The organism is Kribbella antiqua (assembly GCF_004345665.1).
GTDB classification, from domain to species: domain Bacteria; phylum Actinomycetota; class Actinomycetes; order Propionibacteriales; family Kribbellaceae; genus Kribbella; species Kribbella antiqua.
Genome location: NZ_SLWR01000017.1, coordinates 33,089 through 49,152 on the forward strand (window position 1 = coordinate 33,089; position 16,064 = coordinate 49,152).

The 16,064-nt window shown below is 67.6% G+C and carries 12 protein-coding genes; 10 read left to right on the forward strand and 2 right to left on the reverse strand.

Annotation, left to right across the window (positions count from 1 at the left end; genetic code table 11):
- The first annotated feature begins 11 nt into the window (after positions 1-11).
- From EV646_RS35610 to EV646_RS35655, 10 genes are all read left to right on the forward strand, one after another.
- Positions 12-752 (forward strand): cysteine hydrolase family protein, encoded by a 741-nt coding sequence (locus tag EV646_RS35610; RefSeq protein WP_132156653.1) that lies wholly within the window; start codon positions 12-14, stop codon positions 750-752.
- Between the two features lie 31 nt (positions 753-783).
- Positions 784-1,788: a zinc-binding dehydrogenase gene (locus tag EV646_RS35615; RefSeq protein WP_132156655.1), complete on the forward strand. Its 1,005-nt coding sequence runs from the start codon at positions 784-786 to the stop codon at positions 1,786-1,788.
- A 311-nt stretch (positions 1,789-2,099) separates the two neighbouring features.
- Positions 2,100-3,512 (forward strand): family 2B encapsulin nanocompartment shell protein, encoded by a 1,413-nt coding sequence (locus EV646_RS35620; protein ID WP_132156657.1) that lies wholly within the window; start codon positions 2,100-2,102, stop codon positions 3,510-3,512.
- 3 nt (positions 3,513-3,515) lie between these two features.
- Entirely contained in the window at positions 3,516-5,696 is a 2,181-nt protein-coding gene (locus tag EV646_RS35625) for a terpene synthase family protein (RefSeq protein ID WP_132156659.1), read from the forward strand.
- Positions 5,693-7,069, forward strand: coding sequence for a family 2B encapsulin nanocompartment shell protein (locus EV646_RS35630; protein WP_132156661.1), 1,377 nt, complete (start codon positions 5,693-5,695; stop codon positions 7,067-7,069). Before EV646_RS35625 ends, EV646_RS35630 begins: the two co-directional genes overlap by 4 nt.
- 11 nt (positions 7,070-7,080) lie before the next feature.
- On the forward strand, positions 7,081-8,112 hold the full coding sequence (locus EV646_RS35635) for a family 2 encapsulin nanocompartment cargo protein polyprenyl transferase (protein ID WP_132156663.1): 1,032 nt from the start codon (positions 7,081-7,083) through the stop codon (positions 8,110-8,112).
- Positions 8,113-8,129: 17 nt separating this feature from the next.
- The gene (gene ispH / locus EV646_RS35640) at positions 8,130-9,038 is read left to right on the forward strand and encodes a 4-hydroxy-3-methylbut-2-enyl diphosphate reductase (RefSeq protein WP_338419310.1); all 909 of its coding nucleotides are present in this window, start codon (positions 8,130-8,132) and stop codon (positions 9,036-9,038) included.
- Positions 9,035-9,802 carry a bestrophin-like domain gene (locus EV646_RS35645; RefSeq protein WP_132156667.1) on the forward strand — a complete coding sequence of 256 codons (768 nt, stop codon included), beginning with the start codon at positions 9,035-9,037 and terminating at the stop codon, positions 9,800-9,802. The genes ispH and EV646_RS35645 overlap by 4 nt, the downstream gene beginning before the upstream one ends.
- A 133-nt stretch (positions 9,803-9,935) precedes the next feature.
- A complete protein-coding gene (locus EV646_RS35650) occupies positions 9,936-11,096 on the forward strand; it encodes a DUF6923 family protein (protein WP_241996539.1) in 1,161 nt (386 codons plus the stop codon).
- A gap of 49 nt (positions 11,097-11,145) precedes the next feature.
- Entirely contained in the window at positions 11,146-13,623 is a 2,478-nt protein-coding gene (locus EV646_RS35655; RefSeq protein WP_132156671.1) for a LuxR C-terminal-related transcriptional regulator, read from the forward strand.
- Here the strand turns inward: EV646_RS35655 and EV646_RS35660 are convergent.
- Complete coding sequence (locus EV646_RS35660) at positions 13,616-14,788, reverse strand: ATP-grasp domain-containing protein (RefSeq protein WP_132156673.1); 1,173 nt, start codon at positions 14,786-14,788, stop codon at positions 13,616-13,618. The two genes, EV646_RS35655 and EV646_RS35660, sit on opposite strands and share 8 nt — an antisense overlap.
- The gene (locus EV646_RS35665) at positions 14,785-15,930 is read right to left on the reverse strand and encodes an aminotransferase class I/II-fold pyridoxal phosphate-dependent enzyme (protein WP_132156675.1); all 1,146 of its coding nucleotides are present in this window, start codon (positions 15,928-15,930) and stop codon (positions 14,785-14,787) included. Before EV646_RS35665 ends, EV646_RS35660 begins: the two co-directional genes overlap by 4 nt.
- Between the last annotated feature and the right edge of the window lie 134 nt (positions 15,931-16,064).

Sequence of the window (16,064 nt, forward strand, 5' to 3'; positions counted from 1 at the left end):
CCGGAGCCGAGATGACCCGCAACGACTGGACCTTGACCTCCACCACCGCCGACCTGCGCCGGCCACCGCTACCGACGTCGCCGGTGACTTTCGACGCCCAGCCGCAGCAGTTGACGATCGATCTCGCGCGTACGGCGATCGTCGTGATCGACCTGCAGAACGACTTCTGCCACCCCGACGGCTGGCTCGCCGGCATCGGCGTCGACATCTCCGGCGCCCAGGCACCGATCGCCGTACTCGCCGACTTCCTGCCGTGGCTGAGATCTCGCGACGTGCCGGTGGTGTGGGTCAACTGGGGCAACCGCCCGGACCAGGCCAACCTGCCGCCGGGCGTGCGGCACGTGTACGACCCGGCGGCGGAAGGCAACGGCATCGGCTCGACGACCGGACCGTCCGGATCACCGGTCCTGCAAGCCGGCTCCTGGGCCGCCGCGATTGTCGACAACCTGAAAGTCGACGCCCGCGACATCCAGGTGGACAAGTACCGGATGAGCGGCTTCGTCGACACGCCGCTCGACTCGATCCTCCGCAACCTCCGCGTCGACACATTGCTCTTCGCCGGTGTCAACGCCGACCAATGCGTCCTCAACACCCTCACCGACGCAGCCAACCTCGGCTACGACGTGGTGATGCTCGAAGACGCGGTCGGTACGACGTCTCCGTCGTACTGCCTGGACGCGACCGTCTACAACGTCCGCCAGTGCTACGGCTTCACCACAACGACCACCGCCCTACGGACTCAGGCAAACTAGCCCTACCCCGCCGCCTGACCGAAGGAGCCCGATGAAGGCGATCGTCATCCAGGGCAAGCTCGAGCTGACCGAGACCGAACTGCCAACGCCGGATCCCGGGATCGGTCAGGTCCGCCTGAAGGTGGCGTACGGCGGGATCTGCGGCTCCGACCTGCACTACTACAACGAAGGCGCGAACGGCGAGTACGTCGTACGCGAGCCGCTGGTGCCCGGACACGAACTCTCGGGCACCGTCGACCTCGACCCGTCGGGCGAGTGGGCAGCCGGTACGCCGGTCACCATCCACCCCGCCACCTTCGGCAATCCCGAGCCAGGTATCGAGGATCGCCCGCACCTCTGGCCAGGCGGCGCCTACCTCGGCAGTGCGTCCACCTGGCCGCACACCCAGGGCGGCATGAGCGAGTTCATCGTCGTACGCAAGGACATGGTCCGGCTGCTACCGGCGTCCCTGCCGCTGCGTCGCGCCGCCCTCGCCGAACCGCTCGCCGTCGCGCTGCATGCCATCGCCATCGCCGGCGGTGTCAAGGATCAGCGGGTGCTCGTCTCCGGCGCCGGCGCAATCGGTCTGCTCGCCGCCGCGGCCGCTGTAAGCCTCGGTGCCGCCGAGGTGGTGTCAACGGACGTGCTGAAAGGTCCGCTGCACAGGGCGCAACGGCTCGGCGTGCACGGCACTGTTCAGGTCGGCGTCGAGCAGATCCCGTCCGGGCGGTTCGACGTCGTACTCGAGTGCACGGGCATCGCCACGGCGATCACCGGTGCGCTCGATGCGGCGCGGCGGGCGGGCATCGTCGTACTGGTCGGGATCCCGCCGAACGAACCGCGGCCGGTGAACCTGTCGCCGCTCGTCTCCCGCGAGATCCAGCTGCGCGGGACGATGCGCTTCAACGACGAGATCGACCACGCGGTCGCACTGCTGGACGCCAACCCGCACTTCGAGCAGGTGATCACCCACGAGTTCCCGGCCGGCCAAGCGGTCGAGGCCTTCGCCGTGGCCAAGGACTCCGACTCCTCCGGGAAGGTGCTCATCGCACTCTGACCCCGAATGAAACAAGCGTTTGGGAGCTGATGTCTCGTGGGTACCCGGCATTTCGTCGGGGTGCCCATCGCATTGTTTCGGGGGTTGGCGACGTCCGAAACAAGTTGCCAACGCAAACGTCTTGACGACCTCGGTCACCGGCCGGTTACTGTTTGTGATGTACAGGCCGGGGGGACAGACACAGGGCCTACTGGGGGACCCGCCTACTAGTCGAATTCGGCCATTTTCCCTGCTCTACGGGTGGATGCTCCCACCCGTAGAGCAGTGCGCCCTACAGCGCCGATTCAAAAACGCCTTCTGGGGGTTCAGATATGACCTTGACCGAACCGGATGTCAACGCCAACGGACAGCAGCCACAGCTCAGCCTCGGCACCGCCGCCGCCCGCAACCTGGCGACCACGACCAAGTCCGAACCGCAGATGCAGGGCATCACCTCGCGGTGGTTGCTGAAGCTGCTGCCGTGGGTGGAAGCCAAGGGCGGCGCGTACCGGGTCAACCGCCGGCTGAGTTACGCCGTCGGCGACGGCCGGGTGACCTTCACCACCACGGGTTCCGAGGTCCGGGTGATCCCGCAGGAGCTCTGCGAGCTGTCCCTGCTGCGCAGCTACGACGATGTCGAGGTGCTGTCCGCGCTCGCGGATCGCTTTGTCCAGCAGGAGTTCCAGCCCGGCGACGTGATCGTCGAGCGCGGCCGCCCGGCCGACCAGATCTGCCTGATCGCGCACGGCAAGGTGAACAAGATCGGTCTCGGCAAGTACGGCGACGAGTCGGTGCTCGAGACCCTGGTCGACGGCGATCACTTTACCTACAAGGCGATCCTGGAGTCCGACGACTTCTGGGAGTACACCGTCAAGGCGATCACACCGGTCACGCTGCTGACGTTGTCGCAGGCATCTTTCGAGGAACTGGTCTCCCAGTCCGACAGCCTGCGAGCACACGTCGAAGACTTCCGCAACAGCCCCGAACTCCAGAGCAACGAGTACGGCGAAGCCGCCATCGAACTGGCCGCCGGACACGAGGGCGAGTCGGACCTGCCCGGTACGTACGTCGACTACGAGACGTCGCCCCGCGAGTACGAGCTGAGCGTCGCCCAGACCGTGCTCCGCGTGCACAGCCGGGTCGCGGATCTCTACAACCACCCGATGGACCAGACCGAGCAGCAGTTGCGGCTCACCATCGAGGCCCTGCGCGAGCGGCAGGAACACGAGATGGTCAACAACCGCGACTTCGGCCTGCTGCACAACGCGGACCTGGGCATGCGGATCCCGACCCGCAGCGGCCCGCCGACGCCAGGCGACATGGACGAACTGCTCAGCCTGGTCTGGAAGGAACCCGCCTTCTTCCTGGCCCATCCGCGGTCGATCGCGGCGTTCGGCCGGGAGTGCACGAGGGCCGGCATCTACCCCGACACCATCGACGTCGGCGGCCACCGGCTGCCGGCTTGGCGTGGTGTCCCGATCTTCCCGTGCAACAAGCTGGGGATCAGCGAGACCCGGACCAGCTCGATCCTGCTGATGCGGACCGGCGAGGACAGCCAGGGCGTCATCGGCCTGCACCAGACCGGGCTGCCGGACGAGTACGAGCCGGGGCTGTCGGTGCGGTTCATGAACATCAGCGAGAAGGCGATCATCAACTACCTGGTGAGCGCGTACTACTCAGCCGCCGTACTGGTCCCCGACGCGCTCGGCATCCTCGAAAACGTGGAGATCGGCCGCGAGGGCTGACGCGTGGCGCAGCCCTACGAGCTGCCCGACTTCTATGTGCCCTACCCCGCCAGGATCAACCCGAACCTGGAGGGTGCCCGGGCGCACAGTAAGACCTGGGCCTACGAGTTCGACATGATCGATAGACCTCAGCAAGGCAAGGCGATCTGGGACGAGCACGACTTCGACTCCCACGACTACGCCCTGCTCTGCGCCTACACGCATCCGGACGCGACCGGCCCGGCGCTCGACCTGGTGACGGACTGGTACGTGTGGGTGTTCTACTTCGACGACCACTTCCTCGAGCTTTACAAGAAGACGCGTGACATCCCGGCCGCCAAGGCGTACCTGGACCGCCTGCCCGCCTTCATGCCGACCAACGGCGAGATCACCGAAACCCCGGAGAACCCGGTGGAGCGCGGTCTCGCCGACCTCTGGACCCGCACGGTCCCGTCGATGTCGCCCGGCTGGCGGCAGCGGTTCCGGCAGACCACCGAGGCGCTGCTCGCGGAATCCCTGTGGGAGCTCGCGAACATCAGCACTGGCCGCCTGCCCAACCCGATCGAGTACGTCGAGATGCGTCGTAAGGTCGGCGGAGCCCCGTGGTCGGCGAACCTGGTCGAGTACGCCGCGAACGCCGAAGTGCCGGTGGAGATCGCCGGCACGCGACCGATGCAGGTGCTCAGCGACACGTTCTCCGACGCGGTCCACCTGCGCAACGACCTGTTCTCCTACCAGCGCGAGGTCGAGCAGGAAGGCGAACTGAACAACGGCGTCCTGGTTGTGGAACGCTTCCTGGACTGTGGTGTGCAGCAGGCCGCGGGACTGGTGAACGACATCCTCACCTCGCGGCTGCACCAGTTCGAGAACACAGCCGTCACCGAGGTCCCCCGGTTGTTCGAAGAACATCAGGTCGATCTGCCCGGCCGGCTCGCTGTGCTGAATTATGTGAAAGGCCTGCAGGACCGGCAGTCCGGCGGTCATGAGTGGCATCTGCGGTCCAGCCGGTACATGAACAACGGTGGCACAGCGGCGCTCGGTGGTCCGACCGGGCTCGGTACGTCGGCCGCGCGCATCATGACCTCGCTCGTGGCGAGTGCGCCGTACCGGATCCGCAGTCACAGCTTTGTTCTGTTCCAGGCTGTCGGGGCGAGTGTGCTGCCGCCGATCTACATGCCCTACGCCGCGAAGTGCAGTCCACATCTGGCCGTCGCGCGTGACGCCGTACTGGAGTGGGGCGCACGGATGGGGATCAGTGACGGGACGATCTGGGACCCGCGGATGCTGGAGCAGTTCGACCTTGCGCTCTGCGCGGCGGGGATCCACCCGGATGCGTCGGCGGATGACCTGGCCTTGTCCAGTCAATGGCTTGCCTGGGGCACCTATGCCGATGACTACTATCCGGCGGTCTTCGGTCCGCGGCGCGATCTGGCCGCAGCGAAGACGACCAACGCGCGACTGTCCCAATTCATGCCCGTCGAGGACGCGGCCACTCCGGCACCGGTGACTCCGCTGGAACGTAGTCTTGCCGATCTGTGGTCGCGGACCGCCGGACGGATGCACACCGCGGACCGCCGGCTGTTCCGGCAGACGGTGGACACCATGACGGACAGCTGGCTGTGGGAGCTGGCCAACCTCGCCCAGAACCGGATCCCCGACCCGGTCGACTACATCGAGATGCGGCGGCGGACGTTCGGCTCCGACCTCACTATGAGCCTGTGCCGGATCGGCCATGGCAACCGGATCCCAGCAGAGGTCTACCGCTCCCGGCCGATCCAGGCGCTGGAGAACGCGGCCGCCGACTACGCCTGCCTGCTGAACGACGTCTTCTCGTACCAGAAGGAGATCCAGTACGACGGCGACTTCCACAACGGCGTCCGGGTCGTCGAGAACTTCCTTGCCTGTGACAAGAACCGGGCACTCGAAGTGGTGAACGAGCTGATGACCGCGCGGATGCGGCAGTTCGAGCAACTCGTCGCGGACGACCTTCCCGCGCTGTGCACGGACTTCGGTCTGGACGACGACGTTCGGCGGGCCGTCACAGGCTATGCCGAGGAACTGCAGAACTGGATGTCCGGGATCCTCGTCTGGCACCAAGGCTGCCACCGCTACGAACAGTCCGCCCTGCCCCACCGTCGACCCAGACCAGCCACTGGCCTTGGCACGTCGGCATTCCGGATCCACAGAAAGGTCGGTGCGGCATGACAGCGGTCGATCAGCTGAGCCTGAGCACAGCCGCCGCGAGGCAGCTGGCCACCACCACCAAGTCCGTCCCGCAGATGCAGGGCATCTCGCCCCGCTGGCTGCTCCGGATGCTGCCCTGGGTGGAGACCACCGGCGGCACCTACCGGGTGAACCGGCGGACCACGTTCACACTTGGCGACGGCCGTCTCAGCTTCGACGTCACCGGTTCCGACGTCCGGGTCATCCCGGCCGAGCTCACCGAGCTCCCACCGTTGCGGGACTTCGGCGACCCCGAGGTCCTCGCCGCCCTGGCCGATCGGTTCCGGCGTGAGGAGCTGGAGCCCGGCCAGGTCGTGGCAGAGTTCGGCAGCCGGGTGGACGACGTCGTACTGATTGCCCATGGCAAGGTTGCCAAGACCGGCGTGGGTGAGTACGGCGCGGGGACGGATCTCGGCACGATTGCCGACGGCGACTATCTCGGCGAGCAGCTGATGGTCGAGCCGCCGGAGAACCTCTGGGAGTTCACCGCCAAGGCACTGACCAGCTGCATCGTGCTCAAGCTGAGCCGGTCGGACTTCAACGAGCTGCTGGAGCGATCCGAGGCGTTGCGCGACCATCTGGACGCCGTACGACGACGGCCGAAACCGGCGCAGAACAAGGCCGGCGAGGCGGAGATCGAGGTCGCGTCCGGGCATGCGGGTGAGGACGCACTACCTGGGACGTACGTCGACTACGACCCGGCGCCGCGGGAGTACGAGCTGAGCGTCGCGCAGACCATCCTGCGGGTGCAGACCCGGGTGGCCGACCTCTACAACGAGCCGATGGACCAGACCGAGCAGCAGCTGCGGCTCACCATCGAGGCCCTGCGCGAGCGGCAGGAGCACGAGCTGATCAACAACCGCGACTTCGGTCTGCTGCACAACGCTGACTACAAGCAGTGCATCTACACCCGCACCGGTCCGCCGACGCCCGACGACTTCGACGAGCTGCTGACCCGGCGGCGCAAACCACGACTGCTGCTCGCGCATCCGCGGGCGATCGCGGCGTTCGGCCGGGAGTGCACCAAGCGGCGCGTCTATCCGGAGACCGTCGAGGTCGAGGGCCGGCGCGTGCACGCGTGGCGCGGCGTACCGCTGCTGCCGAGCAACAAGATTCCCATCTCCGCTACCAACACCACATCGGTCCTCGTCCTGCGTACGGGCGCCGACGACGAAGGCGTCATCGGCCTACGGCAGACCGGCCTGCCGGACGAGGTGGAGCCCGGCCTGAACGCCCGCTTCATGGGCATCAACGATAAGGCGGTCATCTCCTACCTGGTCAGCACCTACTACTCGGTGGCAGTGCTCGTCCCGGACGCCCTCGGCGTCCTGGAGAACGTCGAACTCGGCGCATGAGGAGCGACGCGATGTCTACTCTTCAAGATGACCGGTCCGCGGCCGATGTCCTTGCCTGGAGCCGGGGGCAGGTCGAGCCCGCCTTGCGAGCCGCTGTCGACAGTTTGCCGCCAGCAACAAAGCGCATTGTCGCCTATCACTTCGGCTGGGAAGACGAGGACGGCCGTCCGGCTCATGCCGACGGCGGTAAAGCCATCCGTCCAGCGCTGGTGCTACTGACCGCACAGGCAGTCGGAGGTACGACGGAAGCCGCGCTGCCGGCCGCGGTCGCGGTCGAGTTGGTCCACAACTTCTCCTTGCTGCATGACGATGTGATGGACTGCGACACCGCCCGCAGGCATCGCGCCACGGCCTGGACGGTGTTCGGGCTCGGTCCGGCGATCCTGGCCGGGGATGCCCTGCTCGGCCTGGCCTTCGATGTCCTCGTGGCCAGCGGTCACCCGTGTCGCGGTGATGCCGCTCGCATGCTCGGGGCCGCCGTACAGGAGCTGGTCGACGGGCAGCTGGCCGATGCGCACTTCGAGACGCGGGACGACGTCGTACCGTCCGAATGCGTGCGTATGGCGCAGCTCAAGACCGGCGCGCTACTCGGGTGCTGCGCCGCCCTCGGCGCGCTCTTCGGCGGCGGCAGACCGGACCAGATCGACCACCTCAGGCTGTACGGCGAGGACCTCGGGCTGGCCTATCAGTACGTCGACGACCTGCTGGGGATCTGGGGCAAGCCAGCCGTCACCGGCAAGCCCGTGTACTCCGACCTGCGGAGGCGGAAGAAGTCCCTCCCGGTGGTTGCCGCATTGTCCTCCGGTACGGCGGCCGGCCGCGAACTGGCGGCCCTCTACAAGCAAGACGGCGAGCTGACGGACGCCGAACTCATGGAAGCAGCCGCACTGATCGAAGCGGCTGGTGGACGCGAGACGAGCCAAGCACAGGCTGATGCCCTGCTGGCTGCCTCGTTGGGGGAACTGACGGCATCCGGGGCGCTCGCGCCCGCGGCCACGGATCTGGAAAGGCTCGCCAGGCTGGCCACACGCCGCGACTACTGAAGTGAAGGGGGATGCACATGAGGACAGTTCTGCTGGCCTCGCCACGATCGTTCTGCGCCGGTGTCGAGCGCGCGATCGATATTGTCGAAAGACTACTGAGCTCGCGGCCCGGACCTGTCTACGTCCGCAAGCAGATCGTGCACAACACGCATGTGGTCGAGGACTTGAGGGCTCGGGGCGCGGTCTTCGTCGACGAACTGGACGAAGTTCCCGACGACGCGACCGTCGTCTTCTCCGCGCATGGTGTCGCGCCGGCCGTCCACGCCGAGGCCGCTCGCCGCGGACTGGACGTCGTTGACGCGACCTGTCCGCTGGTGACCAAGGTCCATGCGGAGGCTCGGCGCTATGCCGCGCGCGGCGACACCGTCGTACTGATCGGGCATGCCGGGCACGAAGAGGTTGAAGGAACGCTCGGGGAAGCTCCGGCCGTGCTGGTCGAGACGGTGGAAGACGTGGCGGAGCTCGAGATCGAGGGTCCCGTCTCTTACCTGACCCAGACCACGCTGGCTGTGGACGAGACCGCTGCCGTGGTGGATGCCCTGCGCAACAAGTTTCCCGAGCTGCGCGGACCCAGCGAGGCCGACATCTGCTACGCGACCACCAATCGCCAGACCGCGCTTGCTGCCGTCGCTGCGGAGGCGAATCTGGTGCTCGTGGTCGGATCGGCGAACTCGTCGAACTCGAAGCGGCTGGTCGAACTTGCCGTGCGCAACGGTACGACGGCGTACCTGATCGACGACGTGAACGACGTACAAGACGTTTGGCTGGAGGGAGTCGAGGTTGTTGCCCTGACCGCGGGTGCGTCCGCTCCCCCGGCGCTGGTCGACGAGGTGATCGCGCGACTCGACCCAGGTGAGGTGATCGAGCGTGAGGTGACGCGGGAGACCGTTCGCTTCACGCTCCCGGCAGCGGTGAGGCAATCATGAGTCTGTTTGCGACCGGCCTGCTGTGGGTCGGCGGAATGATGCTGGCGACCGGTGTGCTGGCCGTCGTACTGCGGAAGGCGCGGCAGCGGGAGGGGCGGGAGGCCAACAACGAGGTCGCCGGCCAGGTGTTCACCATCGTCGGCGGGGTCAACGTGGTGATCGCCGCGTTCGTGCTGATCTCGTTGTTCGACGGGATGGACAAGGCCAGGGACACGACGTACGACGAAGCGAACGCGCTCGTCGCCGTGCAGTGGGCGGGCAACTCGCTACCCGAACCGGCCAAGTCCAGGGTCCAGGACCTGACCAAGTCGTATGCGACCGTGGTGTCGGAGCGGGAGTGGCCGGCGATGCGGGCGGGACGGGTCGTCGGCAGCGAAGGCTGGACGTTGCTGGCCGAGCTGCGGAACACGGTCGAGCAGACGAAGACGACGACCGACCGGCAAGAGGACAGCCGGGTCGAGGCCGCGAACCAGATCTGGAACGTCTACCAGGCCCGTCAGGTCCGGCTGAACTCGAGCGGCAGCGATGTCAGCGGGGTGGTCTGGTTCGCGATCCTGATCGGCAGCGTGATGTCGGTTGCGCTGATGTTCATGTTCGGCGGGCCGGGCATCTACTCGTATGCGTTCATGGTGTCGATGCTGTCGGGTGCGATCGGGTTGCTGCTGTTCGCGATCTACCAGCTGCAGAACCCGTTCAGCGGCGGGGCCGATGTCGGGCCCGACGCCTTCGTGTCCGCGCTCGCCCGACTGAGTGACAGTGGCTAAGGGTCTCCGAGCTCTGGCCGCGTTCTGCCTGGCCACGGGCTTCTTGACCACTGGTCCGGCTACTGCAGCGACGGCCTGTTCTTTCTTGGACTTTCAGTCGGCTGGCTTCACCTCGCGGTCCCGGCTGGTCCGAGTGGATGTTGCATCAGGTACGACGACCGACCTCGGCGTACTCGACTACCAGGTCCGCGCGGCGGGTTACTCGGCGAGCCAGGACCTCGTCTACGGCATCGCGACGCACGACAAGCTCGGCTGGCTGCTGCGCCGGCCGCAGCTGGTCACCGTCGACCGCCGCGGGACGCTTCGGACCCTCGGTCCGGTGCGATACGGGATCGGTGGCATCGCCGAGCCCACGGCCGGGGCGGCCACCAGCACCCGGTTGTACGTGCGGGACGTGCACCGGCTCTACACGCTGGACATCGATCCGCGGAGTAGGTCGTACCAGAGTGTGCTGAAGGTGGTCTGGCTGTCACCCGCGTCCCTGGCGACAGACGTGGACGACTTCGCGGCCGATCCCTCGACGGGACTGCTCTACGGGATCTCCACGTTCGGGCATGTGGCGAAGGTGGTGAGCCTTGACCCGATGTCCGGTGCCGTTCGGGTGATCGCCACTGTGCCGGGCGCGCCTTGGCAGGACTCGTACAGCTCCGTTGTGGTGGGGCCTTCGGAGTTGTACGCCGTCCACACCGGGCACGGGAGGCGAAGTCAACTGTTCCGGATCGGGTTCGACGGGTCGTCCAAGGAATTGTCGTCGTGGAAGCCGTTGGCCCGGAGCGACGCGGCGGGCTGTCTCAAGCAGGTCGTCCAGTCACCGCCTCCGCCTCCTCCACCGACACCTACGCCTACTCCCACTCAGAAACCGTCGACGCCGCCACCATCACCGCGGCCAACAGCGACACCGACTGGGACGGCTGCACCACCACCACCGCCGCCGCCACCGGACGAGCCGGGCACTCCCCGGCCGACGCAGTCCCGGACGACGGCGCCGTCCTCCCGGACTCCGACTCCGGTCTTGCCACAAGGCGACACGTCGGTGCCGGTGCGACCGCCGCAGTCAGTTCCGCCGACAGTGCCGCCGACAGTGCCGCCGACCCCGCCGCCGTCCGCAGCGCCGAGTACGCCGGTTGTTGTCCGCGCCGCGCCGCGGGTTGCCGCCGTACCTGCTGAAGGAGATGACAGGACCGTGCAGGTGCTGCGGCGGTGGTCGCTGGCGATGTTGCTGGTGATTCTCATCAGTGGCGCCGCGATGGCAGCGCAGCGACGGATGCGACGGATGCGACAGATGCGACGCTGACGCATAAAGCGACGCCGTCGGGGGAACGGTCACGAGGGGGAGCAAGCAGATGGCGGTGGTGAGGATCGCGGAGGAGCTCGGATCGACTGGTTCGGCCCGGCTGGTCGGGCGGGACCACGAGCTTCGGCTGCTGCACGATGCGCTCAGGATGCCGTCTGGCCTGGTCCTGGTGGTCGGCGAGGCCGGGGTCGGCAAGACCAGACTCATCTCGGAGGTTGCGGCCCGGCACCCCGCTCGCTGGCTCACTGCGCAGTGCCGGCCGTACGAAGACTCGGCTCCGGTTGTCGAGGAGGTCCTCGGGTCGGCGGCCGGGTCGGCCGTCGTACTGATCGAGGACATCCACTGGGCTTCACCGGACGCCCTTCAAATGTTGAGGTCTTTCGCCGGCCGGATCACGCTGGTGGTCACATACCGGCCGGAGGACGCTCGGCATCAAGACGACATCACGTCGCTGGCTGGGAGTGGCGCGCGGACGACAGAGGTACGAGTCGATCCGCTCGACCGAGGCGCCGTACGGGAGCTCTCGGCCCAGTTGCTCGGACTGGATCTGTTGCCGATGGCACTCACCGACGAACTCGCGCGGCACACCGGCGGCCTGCCTTTCGCAGTGGAGGAGTTCCTGCGTCAGGTGCCGGACGGTGCGGACATCGAGGAGCAGGTACGTCGTGCCTTGGCGGAAACGCCCGCGCCGGTCTCCTTACGCGCATCCATGGCCGTGCGTCTCCAGGAGGTGCCGGATTCCTGCCGGCGCGTGGTCTGTGCCGCGGCCGTCCTGGCCACAGCCGCGCCGGAGAACTTGCTGGGCGCGGTGTCCGGCATAACCCGCTCCGCGCTGACCGATGCCGTCGACCGTGCCCTGGCACGCGGCCTCCTCCACGAGGCCCGACCAGGCCTGTACGACCTCAGACATCCCCTCGCCCGAAGAGCGGTCAGGGCAACGATTCCGCCAGATGAGGTACGACGTTTGCATCGGCAGGCGGCGACCGCATTGGCGGAAGTCGAGCCGCCACCACATGCGCGGATCGCTGGGCACTTTCGCCGGGGTGGGGTGATCGACGGTTGGCTGACGCACGCCGAACTCGCTGCGGACCAGTCGGCGGACGCGGAGCAGTACGCCGCGATGCTGCAGGTCGAGGCGCTCCCCTGGGCGGATCGCGCCCGGCTGGCTGCCAAGCTCGGCCGGACCGCGCTGGCAGGTCCGCAGTGGCAAGACGCCGTCACCACCGTTCAGGCGGTCCTTGCCGAGTTCCCGGCGCGCAGTACGGCGAGAGGTCGACTCCGGCTGGCGCTCGGACTGCTGTTGCACGATCGAGCCGGCGATATCCCGGCCGGTCGGCGTGAGTTGACTGCTGCGATCGACGAACTGGCCGAGGACCCGGCATCGGCAGCCTGGGCGATGTCCGCGCTTGCTGTCCCGATCTTCGGCACCGAGCCGATCTTCGAGCACCGCGCGTGGATGCAGCGAGCGCTCTCACTGGTCGGCGACGCGCCGGATGCCGCTGTAAGGATCAACCAGGCACGCTTCCGGCTGGCACTCGGCGAGGTCGATGTGGTGGAGGGATTCGAGGTTGCGGGTGCTCTTGCGTGGCTGGGTCACGCGCGTAGGGCCTCGGCTCTCCTCGAACGTTCTGACGACAGCGCGGTCGCGGCCGTCACGCGGCTCCGGCTGGCGTTTCACTCCGGCGATTGGGCCGTCATCGCGGAGCAACTGACGCGCGCACGGGCCGCAGCGGCAGGCCTGCCGCTCGTCCAAGCCGAGGTCGACCTCATCGACGCCCGGCTGCGGCTGGCCCAGGGTGATGTTGCCGCAGGCAAAGAACTGCTTGCCTCGGTCGTGACCCGCACCGAACTCGGCCCACTACCGGTCCATGCCGCCGCATCCGCAGCCCTCGCCCACGACCTCGACCGCTGCCTGGCCCTGGTACGACGCAAGTCCGGCTGGGTGTCGGCCGGCGACCTGATCGTGGTCACCTGTACGGCGTTGCTCCACGAAGGCCGCACCGAGGACGCGAGACGACTCGCGACCGAGTTCACCGCCATCGTCTCAGGCCTGGATGCACCTGCTGCCACCGCGGCTGCCCTGCACGCCGAGGCCGTCGTACAGCAATCGGTGAGCCTGTTCTCGCAGGCGGCCGCTCGGTATCGGGCGATCGGCCGGCAGTACGACGAGTGCGTCGTACTCGAGCAGCAAGGTCTGCTGTTACTTGCTCAGGGCAACCAGGAGCCATTGAAGTCGACAGCCCGTGCGTACGAAGCGATGGGCGCGCATGGGGATGCGCGTCGTTGCCAGGACGCCCTTCGTGCAGCCGGCGTCGCCGTTCCTCGCAGTCGCGGCCGCCGCGGCTACGGCAATACCCTCTCGCCGCGCGAACTGGAGGTGGCGCGGCTAGCCGCCGAGGGACTCACCAACGCCCAGATCGCGGCGACGCTTGGGCTGACCGTCAGCACCGTCGAGGATCACGTGTCCCGAGCTCTCCGCAAACTCGGCCTCACCTCACGCCACGCCCTCGGCCCGCACGTCAGGTGACCGTGCCCGCCGGCGGACGATCGGGGAAGGAAGCGCACGCCTGCTCGGCCGCGTGAACGGCACGAGAAGGATCCGCGGCGTGAGTGAGGACATGGCCAAGCCGCCGGTGATAGGTCGTCGGCTCCCACCGGAAGCGAACGAGGCCCGGCACAGCCGCGACCGACGTCGGCTGGACCGGCGGCCCATCGGCAAACATCGCCGCATCCCCGTGCACAAAGCGAATCGCGGCCGCTGCGTCGACCGAACGATCGACAACAGGAGGTTTGCCAAGCGCATCGAGGAGCACAAGACGCAGTACGTCGATGCCGGTGCTGAGCTGAAGCAATTCCCAGATGCGATCACCACCCAGCCGTCGATTGACCTCGACGACAGCAGGCCCGGCCTCGGTCAGTATGAGTTCCACATGTGCCGGTCCGTCGGCGTGCCCGAGTGCGATCAACGCGCGTACCGCCTCATCCTCCAGCGACGGCCCGGCAGCGGTGCGAGCGGGCATGACATGACCGACTTCGACGAAGTGCGGCGGGCCGGAGGTGAACTTCTCGGTCACCATCAGCACCTCATGCCGGCCCTCGACCGAGCGGGTCTCAACGCTGAACTCCGGCCCCGCCAGCATCTCCTCCGCCAGCACCGCACCCAGCCCCGCGGCCCGAACCCACCGCCATCCCTCGTCGATCCGGCAGGCATCGGTTACCGCGAAGACGCCGAGACTGCCGTTCCCAAGGTCGGGTTTGAGGATGACCGGCCGTCCGGCCGCGAAGCGCCGTACGTCATCCGGGCCATCGCACACCAGACATCGCACCGGCATGCAGCCACCGGCCGCCAGCATTGCGCGCTGCGCGGCCTTGCCCGGCCGCTGATCCGCCGGACCAGGGACCGACCGGATCCCGCAGTGCTGCGCGATCGCCGTGACCGCGCTCAGCGTGAACTCGCCGTACCCGGCCACCACGTCCAACGGATCGCGCGCGTGCAGCTCCGCCGCGAGCTTGACCACCTTGGCGGGCTGATCCCACGGCGCGTGGATGAGGTCCGCCGCCCAGCGCGCGTACGGCGTGAGGTCACTGCCGCCGGGCATCCCGTCGAGCTGGAGCAGGGTGACCCGGCCGGGCAGGCCGACGAGGCGGCTCGCCAGCTCTGGCCAGGCACCGACCAGAAGCAGGTGGTTCATGGCAGCCCGGCCGTCAGGCTCAGCGCGGCGAGGTCGAGCGCCTGCCGAACGTCGTCAACGAGATCGGTGGTGTCTTCGCAACCGCAGGAGATCCGCACAAGTCCGCCGGGGACGTTCAGATGCGGCCAAGCGCCGATGTCGTTCGCCGTCGACTGCAACCCGCCGTAGCTGGTGGCCGGAACGATCAGCCGGCAGGAACGCAGGAACCGGTGCAGGTACGCGCGATCCGGCAAGCAGAATGTCAACAATCCGCCGCCGAGCCGCATCTGCGCCGCCGCGATCGGATGCTGCGGATCAGCCGGCGCCCCGGGCCAGCGCAACCCGGTGACTTCCGGCCGCGACGCGAGCAGCTTCACCAGAGCCGCCGCGCTCGCGTTCTGCCGTTCGACCCGAAGCTCCAGCGTCCCGATCGACCGCAGCGCCAGCCAGCAGGTAAACGCCGACGGGATGCTGCCATGCAGGTATCGCCAGTCCTGCAATGTCTTCAGTAGTTGGTCATCGCGAGTACTCACGTGTCCGAGGACAAGATCGTTGTGACCACCGATCACCTTGGCATCGCTCGACATCACCAGGTCCGCGTCGAGCTCCAGCGGGCATTGACCGAGCGGCGAGGCGACAGAGTTGTCGACGGCAACGATCGCACCCGCGTCGTGGGCGATGCGCGCGACGGCCCGCAAGTCGTAGAGGTCGAGCAACGGATTGCTCGGCGACTCCACCACGACCAGACGAGCTCCGACGACCGCCTCCGGTAATTCGGCCATGCTCGCGATCACCCGTACGGCGACACCGCGACCGGCCAACTGCTCAGCGATCTGCCGTGTCTCGTAGTACGTCCCGCCCTCGAACAGAACCAGCCGCTCCCCCGGCCGCACCAAGGCCAGCAACACCGACGACACCGCTGCCATCCCGCTGTTGAAGACCACCGAGCTGCCTCGATCCAGCCGCCCGAGACACTCCTCCAACTGCTCGGCCGACCGATGGCCCCAGCGTCCGTACCGAACCGGGGCGATGTCGTCGAGATCCTGGTCGTACGCCGTCGCAAACTCCGGCGACACCGTCAATGGCCCGGCCGGTTCCACCTCCGGCGCCAGCCCCTGCACCGCAAGACTCCCCACCCGCAGCCCCCGCCCCAACGAGTCCATCCGCGCCTCCCCTCCGCGACCAGCCGATTACTGTTCGCGAGGGGCAGGTTAACCGGTTAATAGCCCGACGAGAAGACCTCGGCGACCCTGAAGGTGAATGATTCTCCGGCTTTCGACGGCGCGGGGACGTTCCT

What these genes read in the sequence shown, in the direction of transcription:
- EV646_RS35610 (WP_132156653.1), top strand. Translation starts at nt 12, where the DNA reads ATGACCCGCAACGACTGGACCTTGACCTCCACCACCGCCGACCTGCGC.
- EV646_RS35615 (WP_132156655.1), top strand. Translation starts at nt 784, where the DNA reads ATGAAGGCGATCGTCATCCAGGGCAAGCTCGAGCTGACCGAGACCGAA.
- EV646_RS35620 (WP_132156657.1), top strand. Translation starts at nt 2,100, where the DNA reads ATGACCTTGACCGAACCGGATGTCAACGCCAACGGACAGCAGCCACAG.
- EV646_RS35630 (WP_132156661.1), top strand. Translation starts at nt 5,693, where the DNA reads ATGACAGCGGTCGATCAGCTGAGCCTGAGCACAGCCGCCGCGAGGCAG.
- EV646_RS35635 (WP_132156663.1), top strand. Translation starts at nt 7,081, where the DNA reads ATGTCTACTCTTCAAGATGACCGGTCCGCGGCCGATGTCCTTGCCTGG.
- ispH (WP_338419310.1), top strand. Translation starts at nt 8,130, where the DNA reads ATGAGGACAGTTCTGCTGGCCTCGCCACGATCGTTCTGCGCCGGTGTC.
- EV646_RS35645 (WP_132156667.1), top strand. Translation starts at nt 9,035, where the DNA reads ATGAGTCTGTTTGCGACCGGCCTGCTGTGGGTCGGCGGAATGATGCTG.
- EV646_RS35655 (WP_132156671.1), top strand. Translation starts at nt 11,146, where the DNA reads ATGGCGGTGGTGAGGATCGCGGAGGAGCTCGGATCGACTGGTTCGGCC.
- EV646_RS35660 (WP_132156673.1), bottom strand. Translation starts at nt 14,788, where the DNA reads ATGAACCACCTGCTTCTGGTCGGTGCCTGGCCAGAGCTGGCGAGCCGC.
- EV646_RS35665 (WP_132156675.1), bottom strand. Translation starts at nt 15,930, where the DNA reads ATGGACTCGTTGGGGCGGGGGCTGCGGGTGGGGAGTCTTGCGGTGCAG.